Origin of the sequence: Sphingopyxis sp. BSNA05 (genome assembly GCF_013265645.1) — a bacterium.
GTDB lineage: Bacteria > Pseudomonadota > Alphaproteobacteria > Sphingomonadales > Sphingomonadaceae > Parasphingorhabdus.
Map to the genome: position 1 here is coordinate 27,253 of NZ_PYIA01000058.1, position 15,619 is coordinate 42,871.

22 protein-coding genes are annotated in these 15,619 nt (G+C 59.6%); 18 read left to right on the forward strand and 4 right to left on the reverse strand.

The window, feature by feature from the left end; translation table 11 throughout:
• Positions 1 to 128: 128 nt before the first annotated feature.
• The 3 genes from C8024_RS21110 (at position 129) to C8024_RS20070 (ending at position 1,707) form a co-directional block, all read left to right on the forward strand.
• Positions 129 to 833, forward strand: a complete 705-nt coding sequence (locus tag C8024_RS21110) for an AarF/UbiB family protein (protein WP_240616810.1) — start codon at positions 129 to 131, stop codon at positions 831 to 833.
• A gap of 103 nt (positions 834 to 936) precedes the next feature.
• Entirely contained in the window at positions 937 to 1,359 is a 423-nt protein-coding gene (locus C8024_RS20065; RefSeq protein WP_206169917.1) for an NUDIX domain-containing protein, read from the forward strand.
• A 15-nt stretch (positions 1,360 to 1,374) separates the two neighbouring features.
• On the forward strand, positions 1,375 to 1,707 hold the full coding sequence (locus tag C8024_RS20070; protein WP_206169918.1) for a hypothetical protein: 333 nt from the start codon (positions 1,375 to 1,377) through the stop codon (positions 1,705 to 1,707).
• Between the two features lie 548 nt (positions 1,708 to 2,255).
• Here the strand turns inward: C8024_RS20070 and C8024_RS06575 are convergent.
• From C8024_RS06575 to C8024_RS06585, 3 genes are all read right to left on the reverse strand, one after another.
• Complete coding sequence (locus C8024_RS06575) at positions 2,256 to 2,426, reverse strand: hypothetical protein (protein WP_173203626.1); 171 nt, start codon at positions 2,424 to 2,426, stop codon at positions 2,256 to 2,258.
• A 73-nt stretch (positions 2,427 to 2,499) separates the two neighbouring features.
• The gene (locus C8024_RS06580; RefSeq protein ID WP_100092235.1) at positions 2,500 to 2,826 is read right to left on the reverse strand and encodes a 2Fe-2S iron-sulfur cluster-binding protein; all 327 of its coding nucleotides are present in this window, start codon (positions 2,824 to 2,826) and stop codon (positions 2,500 to 2,502) included.
• A 30-nt stretch (positions 2,827 to 2,856) separates the two neighbouring features.
• A complete protein-coding gene (locus C8024_RS06585; RefSeq protein ID WP_100092236.1) occupies positions 2,857 to 4,119 on the reverse strand; it encodes a cytochrome P450 in 1,263 nt (420 codons plus the stop codon).
• 181 nt (positions 4,120 to 4,300) lie between these two features.
• Here C8024_RS06585 and C8024_RS21115 point away from each other — a divergent pair, with 181 nt between their 5' ends.
• From C8024_RS21115 to C8024_RS21155, 15 genes are all read left to right on the forward strand, one after another.
• Positions 4,301 to 4,684: a FadR/GntR family transcriptional regulator gene (locus C8024_RS21115; protein ID WP_254305641.1), complete on the forward strand. Its 384-nt coding sequence runs from the start codon at positions 4,301 to 4,303 to the stop codon at positions 4,682 to 4,684.
• On the forward strand, positions 4,681 to 4,953 hold the full coding sequence (locus tag C8024_RS21120; protein ID WP_254305649.1) for an FCD domain-containing protein: 273 nt from the start codon (positions 4,681 to 4,683) through the stop codon (positions 4,951 to 4,953). The genes C8024_RS21115 and C8024_RS21120 overlap by 4 nt, the downstream gene beginning before the upstream one ends.
• 141 nt (positions 4,954 to 5,094) lie before the next feature.
• Entirely contained in the window at positions 5,095 to 6,237 is a 1,143-nt protein-coding gene (locus C8024_RS06595; RefSeq protein WP_100092238.1) for a nitronate monooxygenase family protein, read from the forward strand.
• Positions 6,238 to 6,257: 20 nt separating this feature from the next.
• Positions 6,258 to 7,037, forward strand: a complete 780-nt coding sequence (locus tag C8024_RS06600) for a ubiquinone biosynthesis protein COQ4 (protein ID WP_240616811.1) — start codon at positions 6,258 to 6,260, stop codon at positions 7,035 to 7,037.
• Entirely contained in the window at positions 7,034 to 8,062 is a 1,029-nt protein-coding gene (locus C8024_RS23085; RefSeq protein WP_367947198.1) for a hypothetical protein, read from the forward strand. The genes C8024_RS06600 and C8024_RS23085 overlap by 4 nt, the downstream gene beginning before the upstream one ends.
• 29 nt (positions 8,063 to 8,091) lie before the next feature.
• Positions 8,092 to 8,223 carry a hypothetical protein gene (locus C8024_RS23090; RefSeq protein ID WP_367947199.1) on the forward strand — a complete coding sequence of 44 codons (132 nt, stop codon included), beginning with the start codon at positions 8,092 to 8,094 and terminating at the stop codon, positions 8,221 to 8,223.
• Complete coding sequence (locus C8024_RS06610; protein ID WP_100092241.1) at positions 8,220 to 8,696, forward strand: Zn-ribbon domain-containing OB-fold protein; 477 nt, start codon at positions 8,220 to 8,222, stop codon at positions 8,694 to 8,696. The genes C8024_RS23090 and C8024_RS06610 overlap by 4 nt, the downstream gene beginning before the upstream one ends.
• A gap of 7 nt (positions 8,697 to 8,703) precedes the next feature.
• Complete coding sequence (locus C8024_RS06615; protein ID WP_254305643.1) at positions 8,704 to 10,044, forward strand: acyl-CoA dehydrogenase family protein; 1,341 nt, start codon at positions 8,704 to 8,706, stop codon at positions 10,042 to 10,044.
• Positions 9,953 to 11,044, forward strand: a complete 1,092-nt coding sequence (locus tag C8024_RS06620) for an acyl-CoA dehydrogenase family protein (RefSeq protein ID WP_100092243.1) — start codon at positions 9,953 to 9,955, stop codon at positions 11,042 to 11,044. Before C8024_RS06615 ends, C8024_RS06620 begins: the two co-directional genes overlap by 92 nt.
• Positions 11,045 to 11,106: 62 nt before the next feature.
• Positions 11,107 to 12,525 (forward strand): acyl-CoA synthetase, encoded by a 1,419-nt coding sequence (locus C8024_RS06625; protein ID WP_367947200.1) that lies wholly within the window; start codon positions 11,107 to 11,109, stop codon positions 12,523 to 12,525.
• Positions 12,526 to 12,530: 5 nt separating this feature from the next.
• Complete coding sequence (locus tag C8024_RS21135) at positions 12,531 to 12,719, forward strand: hypothetical protein (protein ID WP_367947201.1); 189 nt, start codon at positions 12,531 to 12,533, stop codon at positions 12,717 to 12,719.
• Positions 12,716 to 13,546 carry a flavin-containing monooxygenase gene (locus tag C8024_RS21140; protein ID WP_367947202.1) on the forward strand — a complete coding sequence of 277 codons (831 nt, stop codon included), beginning with the start codon at positions 12,716 to 12,718 and terminating at the stop codon, positions 13,544 to 13,546. The genes C8024_RS21135 and C8024_RS21140 overlap by 4 nt, the downstream gene beginning before the upstream one ends.
• Before the next feature lie 26 nt (positions 13,547 to 13,572).
• Positions 13,573 to 14,319, forward strand: a complete 747-nt coding sequence (locus C8024_RS21145) for a hypothetical protein (protein ID WP_254305644.1) — start codon at positions 13,573 to 13,575, stop codon at positions 14,317 to 14,319.
• A 29-nt stretch (positions 14,320 to 14,348) separates the two neighbouring features.
• A complete protein-coding gene (locus C8024_RS21150) occupies positions 14,349 to 14,537 on the forward strand; it encodes a hypothetical protein (RefSeq protein ID WP_254305645.1) in 189 nt (62 codons plus the stop codon).
• A gap of 175 nt (positions 14,538 to 14,712) precedes the next feature.
• Positions 14,713 to 15,330 carry an alpha/beta fold hydrolase gene (locus C8024_RS21155; RefSeq protein ID WP_254305646.1) on the forward strand — a complete coding sequence of 206 codons (618 nt, stop codon included), beginning with the start codon at positions 14,713 to 14,715 and terminating at the stop codon, positions 15,328 to 15,330.
• 86 nt (positions 15,331 to 15,416) lie between these two features.
• Here C8024_RS21155 and C8024_RS06640 read toward each other — a convergent pair.
• The coding region (locus C8024_RS06640) for an IS3 family transposase (protein WP_173203628.1) at positions 15,417 to 15,619 on the reverse strand (203 nt) is incomplete at its 5' end.

Genomic DNA, 15,619 nt, shown 5'->3' on the forward strand with positions numbered 1-15,619 from the left:
CTACCTTGAAACGCTGGGAGCGAAGTCCCCGGCGATACACTGGCATCTCACCGGCCTGCGGGTGAATGTGCTGGAACGCCTGTGTTGCATCGACCGGTTGAGATCGCACCGCATCGCAGATCGACCGTGTGGCGGAGAAGGCGCGAAACATCGTATTTGCCAAACGCTATGCCGATGCTGTGCTGCGGATGATGATCCTCAATGGCAAATTCCATGGCGACCCCCATCCCGGTAATATTTTCCGGATGGATGCTGACCAGGTTGGCTTCATCGATTTCGGCGCGGTCGGTTTTCTCAGCGGAGCGAGTCGGCAGGAAATCGTCCGTCTGATCCTCGCAATCGCCGACGAACAGGCGGAGGACGTTGCCGATCTGCTGCTCGACTGGGCCGGCAATCCGGCGGTGGATCGCGACCAGCTCGCCCTCGATCTGGACCATATCATCGAAGAATTTCGCGGCACGGTGCTGTCGGGGATCGAATTATCGGCGCTTTTCGACCGGGTTTTCGGCCTTCTGCGCGAATACAGCCTCGTCCTGCCGCCCGATCTTGCCATCCTGCTGCGCACACTGCTGACGACCGAAGGCCCTGTCCTCGCGTTCGCGCCAGACTACAACATTGCCGAAGAGACCAGACCCATCCTTATTGAACTGCTGTCGGAACGGTTCTCGTTCGGTGCGACCCGCAGCCAGCTCACCAAGCTGCGCCGCCGACTGTTCGGTCTTTCGGCTTCCCTGCCAGACCTAATCGGCAATGCCACCATTATCGCCCGATCTGGCTCGATTCCCGTGACCATCGACCCGACCAGTCGTGGGTGCTGGCAGGGATCACCCTAGCGCTCGCACTGATCGCATTGGTCCGGAAATGGAATTGAACCAGCCGACTGCCCATGTCTTAAAGCCAACACAAATAAGCGAAGATCAAACCGGAGAGAGAAATATGACCAGCCCGCAACCCGTCGATCCCGTCCCCGCAGCCACCATGTTGTTGCTGCGCGACGAGCCGGAATTCCAAGTGCTGATGGTAAAGCGGCACCACCAGATCGACTTTGCCTCCGGCGCGCTGGTCTTTCCGGGTGGGAAACCAGCTACGGGTGATGATGCTGCGCAATGGGCCGACCATTGCGCCGGCTGGGACACACTTGAACCGACACAGCGGACCCTGCGGATCGCCGCAGTTCGCGAAGCCTATGAGGAAGCGGGCATCCTGCTGGCCGATAAAAGCGATGGCAGCGCTTTCGAGGGTTCCTGCGACCCGGCAAGCCGCAAGGCGGTCGAACAAGGCGAACTCGCGTTCCTCGACGTGGTTCGTGAGGCCGATGTGCAATTGCGGCTGGACAGGCTTAGCGATTTCGCTCGGTGAATCACACCCACCTTCATGAACAAGCGCTTCGACACTTGGTTCTACGTCGCCCGCGCTCCCGAACGCCAGATCGCGGCGTGCGATGGCTACGAAACCGTGGATGCCGAATGGTTATCACCTGGCGGCGCACTGGCTATGGGCGAAGCCGGGGAGCGGACGATTATCTTTCCCACCAGGCTGAACCTGGAACTGCTGGCCCAGGCCAGCAGTGCGCAGGACTGCGTCGAACGTGCCGAAGCGCGCTTGATCGCGCCAGTCCTCCCGAAAATCGTTCAGCGTGACGGGAAGAACATTCTCACCATTCCCGAGAGTGCGGGTTATGGGGCAGCCAGTGAAGTAGTAGGTTGACGAGATTGCATTCCCGATAGCTCCTGAACGAATGGGTGTTCGAATGAAGGGCAAACAGTTCCGCCTATTCGCAGGCCGTCCAGCCCGGGCTGTTCTGATTGGACTCGGGGGCGGACAGAATTGACGGGGGAAGAATCAACCTGCTGAGAGGAAGGCAGAGGTTGGCAGCAAGTCGGTGCCGAACTCGCTTACGAAAGAAGTAGGCCCGAATGCATTTAAACCTCCACTGTGCTGTTCGACGGACAGTCTCAGCACCTGCGAAAATGATCGGGCGGATGAGACGACCGCTCGGATCGTGGGCGCGAGAGTTGCGTGCCCACATGCCGCTTAGCTAGCCTTCCTCGCGCAGCTAGCGGCAGGCGAAAGCTCAGCGCGGTATTGAAGCGCTAAGAAGCGAGCATCTGGTTGAACCGCACGTGCTGCTTCAGGTAGTCAAGCGTGCTGTCGAACAATGCCTGCGCCAAATCGAGCATCTCGGCAGCAGCCTGCCACTGCCTCCATATGCCTTGGGTCCAGTGGGCGTGCCCAGCCCCGAGCACCAATATGACTCACGCCATTTTGTATGAAGAGGCGTTTCGTTTGTCGGAATTTTCAGGCCTGCTAGCAAGGTTGACCTTGCTCTTGAGTTCTTGCGGGAATTTTTCGCTAAGGAATTCGTGTACTTCTGTGCGAAACGCGTCGTCGTCCGCGTGGGTGTTCTCTTTCAGCTGGGTCGCCATCATGGTCTCCATCTGAGGATCAGGGTTGCTTCTCCATCGATTGGGCGAGGATTGCGAGATCTATCTCGATGGATCAATATTGCTGTTCGGGCACGTGAAGCACTAGGCCGTCCAGCATCGGCTTCATCGGAATCTGGCACGCGAGGCGGCTGTATTCTGTAGTGCCTTCGGCGAACTGCAGCAGTTCGGCTTCCATCCCGTCTTCCTGCAGCCGACCGACCTTGTCGATCCATTCGGGGTCGACATGAACGTGACAGGTCGCGCAGGCGCAAACGCCTCCGCAATCGCCGTCGATACCCGGCACGTCGTTGAACAATGCCGCTTCGCGCGCGGTTTCGCCTTTGTCGATCTCGACTTCCCGGCGCTCTCCGTCGCTCGCGACGAACGTTACCTTTACCATTTCTATCTCCGCAATATTTGGTTCGGACAATCAGCGGGCATGCAAACGCACCGGCAGATTGGTGATTCCCCGCACCAGATTTGAAAACAGGCGCTCAGGCTCGCCGGTCACTTCGACCCTTGAGAAACGCTTGTGAATCTCTTCCCAGATGATACGCAGTTGCAGTTCGGCGAGGCGGCTGCCCATGCAGCGATGAATTCCATAGCCAAAAGAGAGGTGATGGCGCGGATTTTTGCGGTCGATAATGAATTCGTCCGCTCGGTCGATGACGCTGCCGTCGCGGTTGCCGGAGAGATACCACATCACGACCTTGTCGCCCTTTTTAATCTGTTTGCCGCCGATCTCCCAATCCTGGAGCGCAGTGCGGCGCATATGGGTCAGCGGCGTCTGCCACCGGATGATTTCCGGCACCATGCTGCCAATGAGCGAAGGGTCGTCCGACAGCCTGCGATATTGATCGGGGTTCTCATTAAGAGCCAGCACGCCTCCGCTGATCGAATTGCGGGTCGTGTCGTTGCCGCCCACGATGAGCAGCAGAAGGTTACCCAGAAATTCCAGGAAGGGCATGTCCCTTGTCGCCGGGGAGTGCGCCATAATGGAGATCAGGTCGTTCTTTGGCTCCTCATTGATGCGCTGTTCCCACAGCCCCTTGAAATACATTGCGCACTCGATGAGCTCTTCGCGCCTCGCCTCGTAGGATTCGACGATGCCAGTTTCCGGCGCAGCCGTTGTGATGTCCGACCAGCGGGTGAGCTTGCGCCGTTCTTCCCAGGGAAAGTCGAACAGCGTCGCGAGCGTCATAGTGGTCAATTCGATCGAAACCTTGTCGACCCAGTCAATCTCCTCACCGACCGGCAGGTCGTCGAGAATCTTGGCGGCACGTTGGCGAATGATCGGTTCCAGCTGCTGCAAGTTGGACGGCGCGACCGAGGGCGTCACAGCCTTTCGCTGCTGATCGTGCTTGGGTGGATCCATGGCAATGAACATTTCCAGGTCAAGCGCACCCTCAACCGAATGCATGTCCTGAATCGCGATACCGCCAAGCTTCGCCTCGGACGAGAACACCTTGTGGTTGGTATCGACCGCCATGATGTCGTCGAACTTGGTGATCGACCAATAAGGGCCGACATAGCTGTCGCGGCAGTAATGAACCGGATCTTCCTTGCGCAGCCGATCAAAGAACAATCCGATGGTATCGTTCTGGAACAGGCTTGGCCGGGCAACGTCGATCTCTTCAATCGGAATCGCGGCGATCTTGTCTGCAGTATCCATTTCCATGATCTGGGTATTCATATCCTGTCTTCCTCTCCCGCAAGCAATCCTGCCCTAATCTTACAAAATAATGGTCTAGCCGATTCTTGTCAAGAAAGCTTATAATATTTTCTACTTTTTACCCCACCCTATCGTTTCAAGGCCATTGACAGCGGGCATTGAACGCTTTTAAATGTTATACGACTTTAGCCAAGGGGCAACGATGCAGCCGCAGGTCGAAACAGTGAAGAAAACCAAGCGCGCCTTATCGCTCGCCCAGAACATCGTGCGCGACATCGAGGCGGGGGCGCATTCTCCTGGGGACCGGCTGCCGCACGAGGACGAGATGCTGGCGCGCTACGAGGTTGCCCGTGCGACCTTGCGCGAAGCCTTGCGCTTCCTGGAACTCCAGGGCGTGATCCACCTGCAACTGGGGCGCGGAGGCGGGCCGGTGGTGGCACGCCCGCAGACTGGTGATTTCGCCAATAGCCTGTCGCTGATCCTGCATTTCATGGAAGCGGACCTGCGCGGATTGCTGGAACTGCGCGAGGCGATTGCGCCGATGTCGCTGCCTATGCCGCGCTGCGCGCGACCACGGGCGACCTGAGTGCACTTGCCGATTGCTTCAAAGAACTGGAGCGCAATGAAGCCGACAATAATTTCGAGGAACTGAACCGCCGTTTTCACGACCTGCTTGGCTGGGCAAGCGGCAATCCGCTCTTTGGCTTGCTAACCTCGACGATGCATTTGCTGACCCGCGAATTCTCGAACTCGCTGGGGTATTCGGCACAAGAGCGAGCGGTCCAACTACGATTTTGCGCAGCGTTCTCGAATCGGTGCGCACTGGCGACCAGGCAGCTGCGCGGCAGGCGATGAGCCGCCTCGTCTCGGGCTCGGCATCCTATCTTGCGGAACGCAGCCCGGAACTGGTGTCCCAACGGGTCAAATGGGGGCAAATTTAGCAGTTGTAACCAATTGAAGCGTGCCAAAAGGCATCCATGCGGAGAGGAAGAGAAAATGGCACTGAGAAGCCGAATTTGTGAAATGCTGGGAATCGAATATCCGATCCTGCTGGCCGGCATGGGCGGTGCAAGCGTTCCGGCACTGGCCGCGGCAGTATCGAATGCGGGCGGGTTGGGCGTGCTGGGTGCGGCGGCGTGTTCGCCTGAACAGCTGCGCGACTGGATTCGTCAGACCCGCGAGCTGACCGACAAGCCCTTCGGCGTCGATACGCTGCTGCCCGCCTCGGTCACGCGCGGATCCGCACCGCAGAGCGGTGGCGCACCCGAAAATCCGATGGAACTGCTGGGCGAATACCAGCAGTTCACCCGCGATTTCATGGACCGCGAAGGCCTTCCTCAAGTTGATACTGAGGCGGCCATGCGGGCGGCTGGCGCCCCCGAAATGGGGAAAGGCGGGCCTCAGCTCTTCTCGAAGGAGTTCTTTGAAGCGCAGATGGAAGTGGTGATCGAGGAAAAAGTGTCCGTCTATGCTGCGGGTCTTGGCAATCCCGAACCGTGGATGGACCGCCTGCATGCCAATGGCACCAAGGTCATGGCGGTGATCGGCAAGGTTAAACATGCCGAGCAAGTGGTCGGTTCGGGCATCGACATGATTGTGGCGCAGGGTCACGATGGTGGCGGTCACAATTCGCCGATCGGCACCATCTCGCTCATCCCGCAAGTGGTCGATGCGGTAGGCGATCGCGTTCCCGTCATCGGTGCCGGCGGCATTTCGGATGGCCGCGGCGTTGCTGCCGCGATGATGCTGGGCGCCGAGGGCGCATGGATCGGAACGGCGTTCCTCGCGACCGAGGAAGCGGGTATCGAACACTTCCAGAAAGAAGCGATCACCGAAAGCGGCGAGGACGACACGGTGGTCAGCCGCTCTCTTACCGGCAAGCCTGCGCGCATGATTCGCAACAGATGGGCCGATGCATGGGTTGAGGCGGGCAAAGAGCCCCTCCCCATGCCGTACCAATCGATGATTTCCGGGCCGGTAATGGCCTCCGGCATCAAGGCGGAGCGAAAAGACGTTATTCCCGGTTTCGCAGGTCAGGGGATCGGACTGATCGACGCGATCCGTCCCGCCTCCGAGGTCATGCAGGATCTCGTCACGGGGGCCGAAGAGGCGCTTTCATCCGCCAAGTCCTACTCGTGAACCGCGACGGAGGTATTGTCATGAACGAAGTACCAAACTTGCCGCAAGGGCACGAATTGCGCCGCGGCATTCGCCCTGGAGAAGCCTTTTCGGCAATGCGCCGGCTGATAGCGGACAAGGAAGACACTTCGCAGGTATTTCGCATCGTCCAGGCGCTATCGGGCAATTCCTACTACCGCAACTTCCGCCGCTTCGCCGCCTCGCCGCAAGGGCAGACGATCCTGACGGAACGGGCCGATTTGCTCGGCACGCTCAGCGACCGGGAGCGTCTGGCGCGCTGCGCGCCGGGGACGCTTGGCCGCGCTTATCTCGATTTCGTCTATGGCGAGGGACTGACCGCTCAGGGCTTGGCCGAGGCGAGCGAGGCAAGCGGCATGGCAGAATTCAGCGATCCTGCGGTCACGCTCTATCGCCAACGTCTGCGCGATTCGCACGATCTGTTCCATGTGGTGACCGGTTATGGCCGCGATGCATTGGGCGAATTGTGCGTACTCTCTTTTGGCAATGCACAATTCTACAATCACGGCATCACCTTCATCGTTGCGGTCGGTATTCCCAAACTGCTGGCGGAGCAATGGCAGCTCCCCGTCGCGCGCGCCGCGTTTGAGGCGTGGCGACTGGGTCGCAAGGCAGCGGACCTGACCACTTTCTATTGGGAAAGGTACCTCGATCACCCGCTTGAGGAAGTGCGCCGCGATCTGAACCTCCAGCCCCCGGCAGTATATGTAGGCGTGCGTGATCTTTCACAGCGACTGGAGCGTGAGTTTCAGGCGCGCCGGCAAGGCGAGCTGCAGGCATGAACGGTCCCGCCGCCCTAAGCTTCAGCGACAGGTCCGCTATCACTGGCGTTGGCGAAACCGCTTTCGTCAAAGGCACCGAACGCACCGCAGTGGACATGATGCTGGAAGCATCGCGCCGCGCCATCGCGGATGCCGGGCTGAAACCTTCCGATATCGATGGCATGGTGCCGCCGCCGATCTATACGACGTCAGAGGAAATGGCCGCCAATCTGGGTATCGATGTGCTGCGCTATGCCGCCACAGTGCATATGGGCGGGGCCAGCCCGACTACGGCGCTGCAAAACGCGGCAATGGCGATCGCCAGCGGCCTGTGCGACCATGTGCTCATAACGCTGGGCTGGAACGGATATTCGGCGCTCAGGCCCAAGCCAGGTGCGCCGCCGACGCGGCCGATGAACATGAACACGCTGACCAACACGGTCAAAGGCTATTACAGTCCCTATGGCGTGTTTTTGCCGGTGCAAATGTATGCCTGGCTCGCGACCCGCCATTCAAAGCTTTACGGCGTCGGGCCTGACGCAATGGCGGCCGTCGCGCTGGCCTGCCGCCGCCATGCGCAGATGAATCCGCAGGCCTTTACCTATGGGCGCGAGCTGGACGCGGAAACCTATCACTCGGCGCGGTTGATTTCCGAACCTTTCCGCCTTTACGATTGCTGCCTGGAAACCGACGGAGCCTGCGCGGTCGTCGTCTCGCGGATGGACCGGGCAAAAGACATGCCGCATGTCCCCGTCAGCATTGCGGGCGCAGCGAGGGACATCCCTATCCGGCCGACGACATTCCTTCCCGGCCCGATCCGTTCAAAATCGGCCTCAGCTATGCCGCCCCGCGCGCCTTCGACATGGCGGGCGTTCGCCGCGAGGACATGGATTTCCTGCAGATCTACGACTGCTTTACTTATGTCGTCCTGCTACAGCTCGAAGCGCTGGGTTATTGCGAACCGGGCGGACAGGGTGAATTTGTCGCCGACGGGCAGATCGAGCTGGGCGGGCGCTATCCGGTCAACACCCATGGCGGCCTGCTGAGCGAAGCGCATGTCTGGGGCCTCAACCACGTGGTCGAGGCGGTGCGTCAACTGCGCCACGATTGCGGCGAACGCCAGGTCGAAGGCGCGCAGACCGGGCTGGTCACCGGCTGGGGCGACTTGGGCGATGGCAGTATCGCTATCCTGAGGAGGTTTGCATGAGCGACGAGAAGAATCTTCCGCCCAAAATGCGTGCCTCGGCGCAGAAGGCGCCGCCAAAGCCGCAACCGCGCCCGCAGGATCCGGTGGAACAGGAATTCTGGAACCGTTGCCAGGACGGCAATCTCTATTTCCAGCGCTGCGGCGAATGTGGCACCTTCCGCCACCTGCCGCGCTACATGTGCGCAAAATGCGGCTCGCCCGACTTTTCTTGGGAGCAAAGCAGCGGAAAAGGTACGCTGTTTTCCTGGACGGTCACACATCAGGCTCTGCACCCTGCCTTTGCCGCTGACATTCCGTTCGTCTCGGCGGTGGTGGAACTGGAAGAAGGCGTCCGCATGGCCACGCGTCTGATCGATTGCGACCGCGACAAGCTAGAGCTGGACCTTCCGGTAACGCTCGATTTCGAACTGATCGGCGCGGATTTCCGCCTGCCGGTTTTCCGCCCCGATACGAACCTACCCCACGAAGGATAAGCACGAAATGGATCTCGAATATGGACCCGAATATGACGCTTTCTGCGAGGAAGTGCGACAATTCTTAAAGACGTACGGGAATCGTGCGCCAGCCGAGCAGGGCCGGGCCGCCCGCCCCTGTCCCGAGGCGGTCGAGTGGCAAAAGCTGCTGATCGAACATGGCTATACCGCGCGCACGATCCCCACGGAATACGGGGGTTACGGGGCCGAGCCCGACATTCTCAAATCGCGAATCATCGCCGAGGAATTCGCGCGCGCCGGCATTCCCGGCGGACTTGCCAACCAAGGCATATCGATGCTGGTCCCTACACTGCTGGAACTGGGAACTGAGGCACAGAAACGCCAGTGGGTCGAGCCGACGCTGAAAGGCGAGGTCGTATGGTGCCAGGGCTATTCCGAGCCCGGCGCGGGATCGGACCTTGCCAGCCTGAAAACCAGCGCGCGGATCGAAAACGGCGAATTCGTGATCAACGGCCAGAAGATCTGGACCAGCACGGCCAAGCAGGCGGACATGATCTTCTGCCTGGTCAGGACCGAACCTGACGCGCCCAAGCACGGCGGCATTTCCTATCTGATATTCTCGATGGATACGCCGGGGATTGAGGTGCGTCCGCTCAAGACCATGACCGGTCACGCCGAATTTAACGAGACGTTCTTCACCGACGTGCGGGTGCCGATGGACCAGATCGTCGGCCAGCGTGGTCAAGGCTGGTTCGTCGCCAATGCGACACTGGGTCACGAACGCGGCATGCTGGGCGATCCCGATGCGCTGGAAAACCGATTTCAGGCACTGGTCAAGCTAATGCAGAAAGAACGTGTCGGCCAAGGCCGCGCGATCGACAATGCCGTGCTGCGCGACCGGTTGGCGGCGCTTCAGGCCGAAGTTGCAGCGATGAAATACAACGGAATGCGTATCCTTTCGGACAATCTGAAGGGCGAACCCGGCGGCATGGCCAAGCTGATTGTCAAGCTGCAAAGCTGCGAACTGGCGCATCAGATATCGGCTCTGGCGATCGACGCCATGGGCGAGATCGGCATCCTTTATCACGGTAGCAATCGCGAGCGCGAAGGAGGCGCGTGGCAGTGGAACTACATGTTCCAGCTGGGCCTTATCATCGGTGGAGGTACCGCGCAGATCCAGAAGAACATCATCGCCGAACGCGGTCTCGATATGCCGCGCGAACCTAAGCTGGCCAAACCTGCGCCGGCCGAACAGGCGCCGCCGTCGCGGCCCGCCAGAAACAGGGAGCCGCCTGATGGATTTCGGACTGTCGCAAGACCAGCAGATGCTGCGCGATACAGTCGCGCGATGCCTCGCCGACACCTGCCCGCTCGACCATGTGCGTGAGTGCGCCGAAGGCGAAGCTTCTTACAGCGAAAAGGTGCAGTCTGCACTGAGCGAACTGGGCATCACAGGAATGATGGTTCCCGAACAGCATGGCGGCCTCGGTATGACCTTGCTAGATGCAGCTATTGTGGCCGAACAGCTTGCCTATGCGGTCGCTCCGGTGCCGTTTCTCGCCAGCCATGTGCTTGCACCCATCGCGCTGGCGCAAGCCGGCAACGAGCAGCAGCAGGCTGAGTGGTTGCCTCAGATCGCCAGCGGCAAAGCGCAGATCGCCGTTGCCATTGCCGAGACTATTGAGGCGCGCGACGGGGCGGGCGTAACCTGCAACAGCGGCAAGCTGGACGGCACGGCGCTGTTCGCACTCGATTTCACCGGCGCCGAGGCCTTCCTGGTGGCCGATACCGCGGGGCGGATGCACTTCGTCCCCGCCGATGCACCGGGGCTGGAGAAAATCCCGCTGACGACGATCGACCGCACCCGCAGCGTAGGGGAAATGCGGTTCGAGACCGTTGCGGCCGAACCACTGGCCAACGATGGCGGAGCGACTGCGGCACGGCTGCGCGATGCGGGCCGGGTGATCCTGGCCGCTGACAGCCTCGGCGCGGGTCAGGCCATGATTGAGAAGGCGGTCGATTATGCCGGACAGCGCGAACAATTCGGGCGGATCATTGGCAGCTTTCAGGCGGTCAAGCATATGTGCGCGGAAATGGCAGCCCGTCACGAACCATGCCGCTCCCTGATTTGGTACGCAGCGCATGCTTTCGACGCGGCGTCGGATGAAGCCACGCTCGCCGCGTGCCATGCGAAATCGCATACCGGCGAGGTGTATCGCTTCGTCGCGCGCACTTCCACCGAAGTGCATGGCGGGATGGGCTTCACCGACCTGCTTGGGCTCCATTATTGGTTCAAGCGGATCGGTTTCGATCGCCAGGTTCTTGGCGGCCCCGAAGCGGTGAGAGCCGAAGCAGCAGCGCGGCAGGGGTGGACCCGGGCAGCGTGATTTAAGTAGCTGCGGGGACGCCGCGAGACAAGCGGCGCCCCGCCAAGAGATGAGATGGAAACGTGATCGACTGGAACCTTGGCGACATTCTTGATGCTATCGAACCGGCCATGCCGAAGGATGCGCCCGCGCTGATCCATGGCGACCGGATCATCACATGGCCGGAAATGTCAGTCCGTTCGAACAATCTCGCGCGCAACCTGCGGGAACGCGGTGCCGTCGACGGAGCGAAGGTGGCGTTCTACATGCGAAACCGTCCCGAATACGGCGAGCTGATGGCGGCCTGCTTCAAGGGTCGGCTCACGCATGTGAACATCAATTATCGCTACGTGCCCGAAGAAGTATTCTACATCTTCGACGATTCCGACAGCGAGGTGATCGTCTACAGCTCCGAATTTCGCGACTATATCCTTGAGCTGAAGGACCGGCTTGAGAAGGTCCACACTTTCGTCGAGATCGGTGATGCGTCGGAAATCGCCCCTTTCGCCGTTCCCTATGAACATCTCACGACGCAGGGAGACGGTTCGCCTCTAGGCATCGAGCGCTCACCAGGCGATCTGCTGTTCATCTATACCGGCGGCACCACCGGCATGCCCAAGGGCGTGATGTGGCGGCACGACGACATGCGCAAGGCGCAGCTCGACGCGCAAAAGCTGCTCGGCCCGGTGCCGCAGTCGCACGAAGAAAACGTCGCGCTGATCAAGAGCCAGGGGCCGGGACGCCGCACCCTCCCCTCCTGCCCGCTGATGCACGGCACAGGCTTTATCACCGGGATCGGCGCGCTGATGTCGGGCGGTGCAATCGTTACACTCTCCGACCCGTCATTCGATGCCGAAGAGTTGTGGGAGACGGTCGAGAAACACAAGGTCGAGAGTATCGCAATCGTGGGTGACGCTTTCGCCAAGCCGATGCTTCGCGCCCTCGACGAACATCCCGGCCGCTGGGATACCAGCAGCCTCGTGTCGATCATCTCGTCCGGCGTGATGTGGAGCAAGGAGGTCAAGGCCGGTCTTTGCAAGCACATTTCTCAAGTCATCCTGATGGACAGTTTCGGCGCTTCCGAAGGCCTCGGCTACGGCCTTTCGGTCACCACCGCGCAAGGCGGCACCAACACCGCCAAATTCGGCATCGGCGAGTTCTGCGACGTGTTCGACGAGAACGACCAGACGGTCGAACCGGGCAGCGGCGTGCCCGGCTTTATCGCGCGCAAGGGTGCGATCCCGGTCGGCTATTACAAGGACCCCGAAAAGTCGGCCAAGACTTTCAAGACAATCGACGGTGTGCGTTACTCGATACCGGGCGACTGGTGCCACGTGGAGACCGATGGCAGCCTGACCCTGCTCGGCCGGGGCAGCGTGTGCATCAACACCGCTGGTGAAAAGGTCTATCCCGAAGAAGTCGAAGAAGTGCTGAAGACCCACCCCGCCATCGCCGATGCGCTGGTGGTCGGCGTGCCGGACGAAAATGGGGTCAAGCGGTAACCGCCGTGGTTCATCTCGACAAGCAGGCTGAATTTGATGAGCAAGCTGTAAAGGATCACGTCCGCCAGCAGCTGGCGGGATATAAAACGCCCAAGGCGATCCATCCTACCGACACGCCTCTGCGCGCCTCGAACGGAAAGGCGGATTACGCAGCGGCAAAGAAAATTGCGGAAGGCAGCAGGGCGGCAGCGTGAGCGGCAAGACCACGCCAGACTATGACGCGGTGATCGTCGGTGCCGGTTTCAGCGGCATCTACCTGCTTCACAAACTGCGCGAGGCCGGGTTCAATATCCTGCTGGTCGATGCTGCCGCCCAGCCCGGCGGCATCTGGTACTGGAACCGCTATCCGGGCGCGCGGGTCGATTCGCAGGTTCCGCTTTACGAATTCTCACTCCCAGATATATGGCAGACATGGTCTTGGACCGAGCGCTTTCCCGGATGGGAAGAGCTGCGCACCTATTTTCGTCATGTCTGCGATACCCTCGATCTGTGGCCGCACATGCGTTTGGGCACGAGGGTCGAAAGCGCGCGCTTCGCCGAAAAGGCATCGCTCTGGCGCCTGCATCTGGACGGTGGGGACACGGTGACAGCGCGGTTTCTCCTGCCGGCTCTCGGCTTCGCGTCGAAGCCTTATGTCCCCGACATTCCCGGCCTCGACACCTTCGCTGGCGAATGGTGCCACACCGCGCGCTGGCCTCAGGAAGGCATTGATCTGGCAGGCCGCAAGATTTGCCTGATCGGCACCGGCGCCAGCGGTGTGCAGGTGGCACAGGAGGCAGCAAAATCAGCAGACCGGCTGACACTGTTTCAGAGGACGCCGATCCTGGCCCTTCCCATGCGCCAGGAGACAATGACCGAGGAAGGGCAGGTGTGCGAAAAGCAGGGGTATCCGGCCATTTTCGAACAACGCAAGCAGACCAGCGGGGGTTTTGAATACCAGTCGCTGGAAAATCGGCACTTGAGGTTAGCGATGAGGAGCGCACCGCACATTTCGAGCATCTCTGGCAGCGCGGCGGTCTAAAATTTTGGTATCACAATTTTGCGGATATGCTCACCAACCGCGAAGCAAACCGCTACGCTTATGATTTCTGGCGCGACAAAGTCCGGGAGCGGATCGTCGATCCGGCGCTTGCGGAAAAACTTGCTCCTGCCGAGCCGCCCCACCCCTTCGGCACCAAGCGGCCATCGCTGGAACAGAATTATTACGAGATTTTTGCGCAGGAAAATGTCGCGCTCGTCGATCTGAAGGAAACGCCGATCGTCCGGATCAGCGCGGACCGTATCGAAACTCAGGATGGGGCGTTTGACTGCGATCTGATCGTCTTTGCAACAGGCTTCGATGCCGGACGCGGCGGACTGATCGACATGAATATAACCGGGCTGGGCGGGCTCGGTTTGGCACAGGCCTGGAACGATGGCTTGCGCGCCTATCTGGGCATGTCCGTGACGGGCTTTCCCAATATGCTGTTTTCTTACGGTCCCCTGAGCCCATCAGGTTTTGCGAACGGCCCAACGAGCGCTGAGATACAAGGCGACTGGATTTGCGACTTTCTGATATGGCTGAGGCAAGGCGGGATCAAGCTCTTCGATGCCGAACCGCAGGCCGAGACGACCTGGACCGAAATAGTCGCCCAAGCTGGCGCGATGACACTCTTTCCCGAAGCGGACTCCTGGTACATGGGCGCAAACATCCCGAGCAAGAAGCGCCAGCTTATCAATTTCCCAAGCGTGGTTGGCTATGCCGCCGTATGCGACGACGTAGCGCAAAATGCCTATCGCGGATTCGCCACCTAAAAACTCACCAACAAGGAACCTTTCGCGCAATGAATGAAATGACCCCTGTAAACAACCTTCCGACTGACATCGATTCCTTGTGGGCCGGGGACGGTTCGCACCTGCCCGAATGGTTCATAGCAGCACTGAACGTGCCGCGCGAAGAAGCTTATGTAGAGATTTCCGGTGCCAAGGTGCACTATCTCCGCTGGGGCAGCCCGATAAGCCCAAATTGCTAATGACACATGGCTTCCTCGCCCATGCCCGCTGCTTCGCTTTTATTGCGCCGTTCTTCGCGGAAGAATATGATGTCGTGGCATTCGATTTGGCGGGTATGGGGGACAGCGAAATGCGGGGGGCAGCTGACACGGCGGCCGCGGGAGGGAATTCACCGAGGTTGCCGAGGCCCTGAACATGTTTGCGGATGGCCAAAAGCCAACGATCATCGCGCACAGCTTCGGTTCGGGTGCCGCGCTGACAGCCGTGACCCAGTCGCCCGACGCCTTTGCTGGAGTGGTCGTATGCGACCTTATGATCATGCGCCCTGAATTGCTTGAAAAATACTGGAAGAACGATCGGTCGAGCCCGGGATCAGGGAATCCGGACAAGCCCAACAAGCGCTATCCCAGCTATGAAGCAGCGCGTGCGCGCTACATCCTATCGCCGCCTCAGCCCGCCGAGGAGCCATTCCTGCTAGATTATATTGCGTATCATTCGCTGAAGCATAAAAGAGGCAGTTGGACGTGGAAATTCTCACCAGAGGTTTTCCGGCGGAGCAATAGGCCCGAGGAGTGGCTGAACATGGGTAAGCGGCTGGTGCAAGCGCCGGGCCGCAAAGCAATCGTGCACGGCGGTAACAGTCTGCTCTTCTCACAGGATTCTGCCGATTACATCCGCGAGATGGGTGGAAACGACATCCCGATAATAGCCATACCGGAAGCCCGCCACCACCTGATGCTCGATCAGCCATTGGCCTTTGTCGCAGCTCTCAGGAGCGTTCTTTCTTTTTGGAAAAGCTCCCACGAACGCTAACCGCAATGTTAGAATGACCTGTCATATCTTCGATGAATTGGGTGGTCGAGAATACCAAATATGAATTTTGATACCTTGATTTGAAGCTAGGTGTTTAGTCTAGGCATTTGATGAGTTGGATTAAGTGTAAATCTGTTTGGTTCAGTTGTCCACATTTTGCAGATGTATTCGAAGGGTGTGAGTCTCTTGAGGGTCTTCAGCCGCCGACCATAATTGTAGGCGTCAATGAAGTCGTTGAGATGCGCGGTCAGCTGGGCATGGCTGTCATAATTGTCAACGGCGGAGTAAA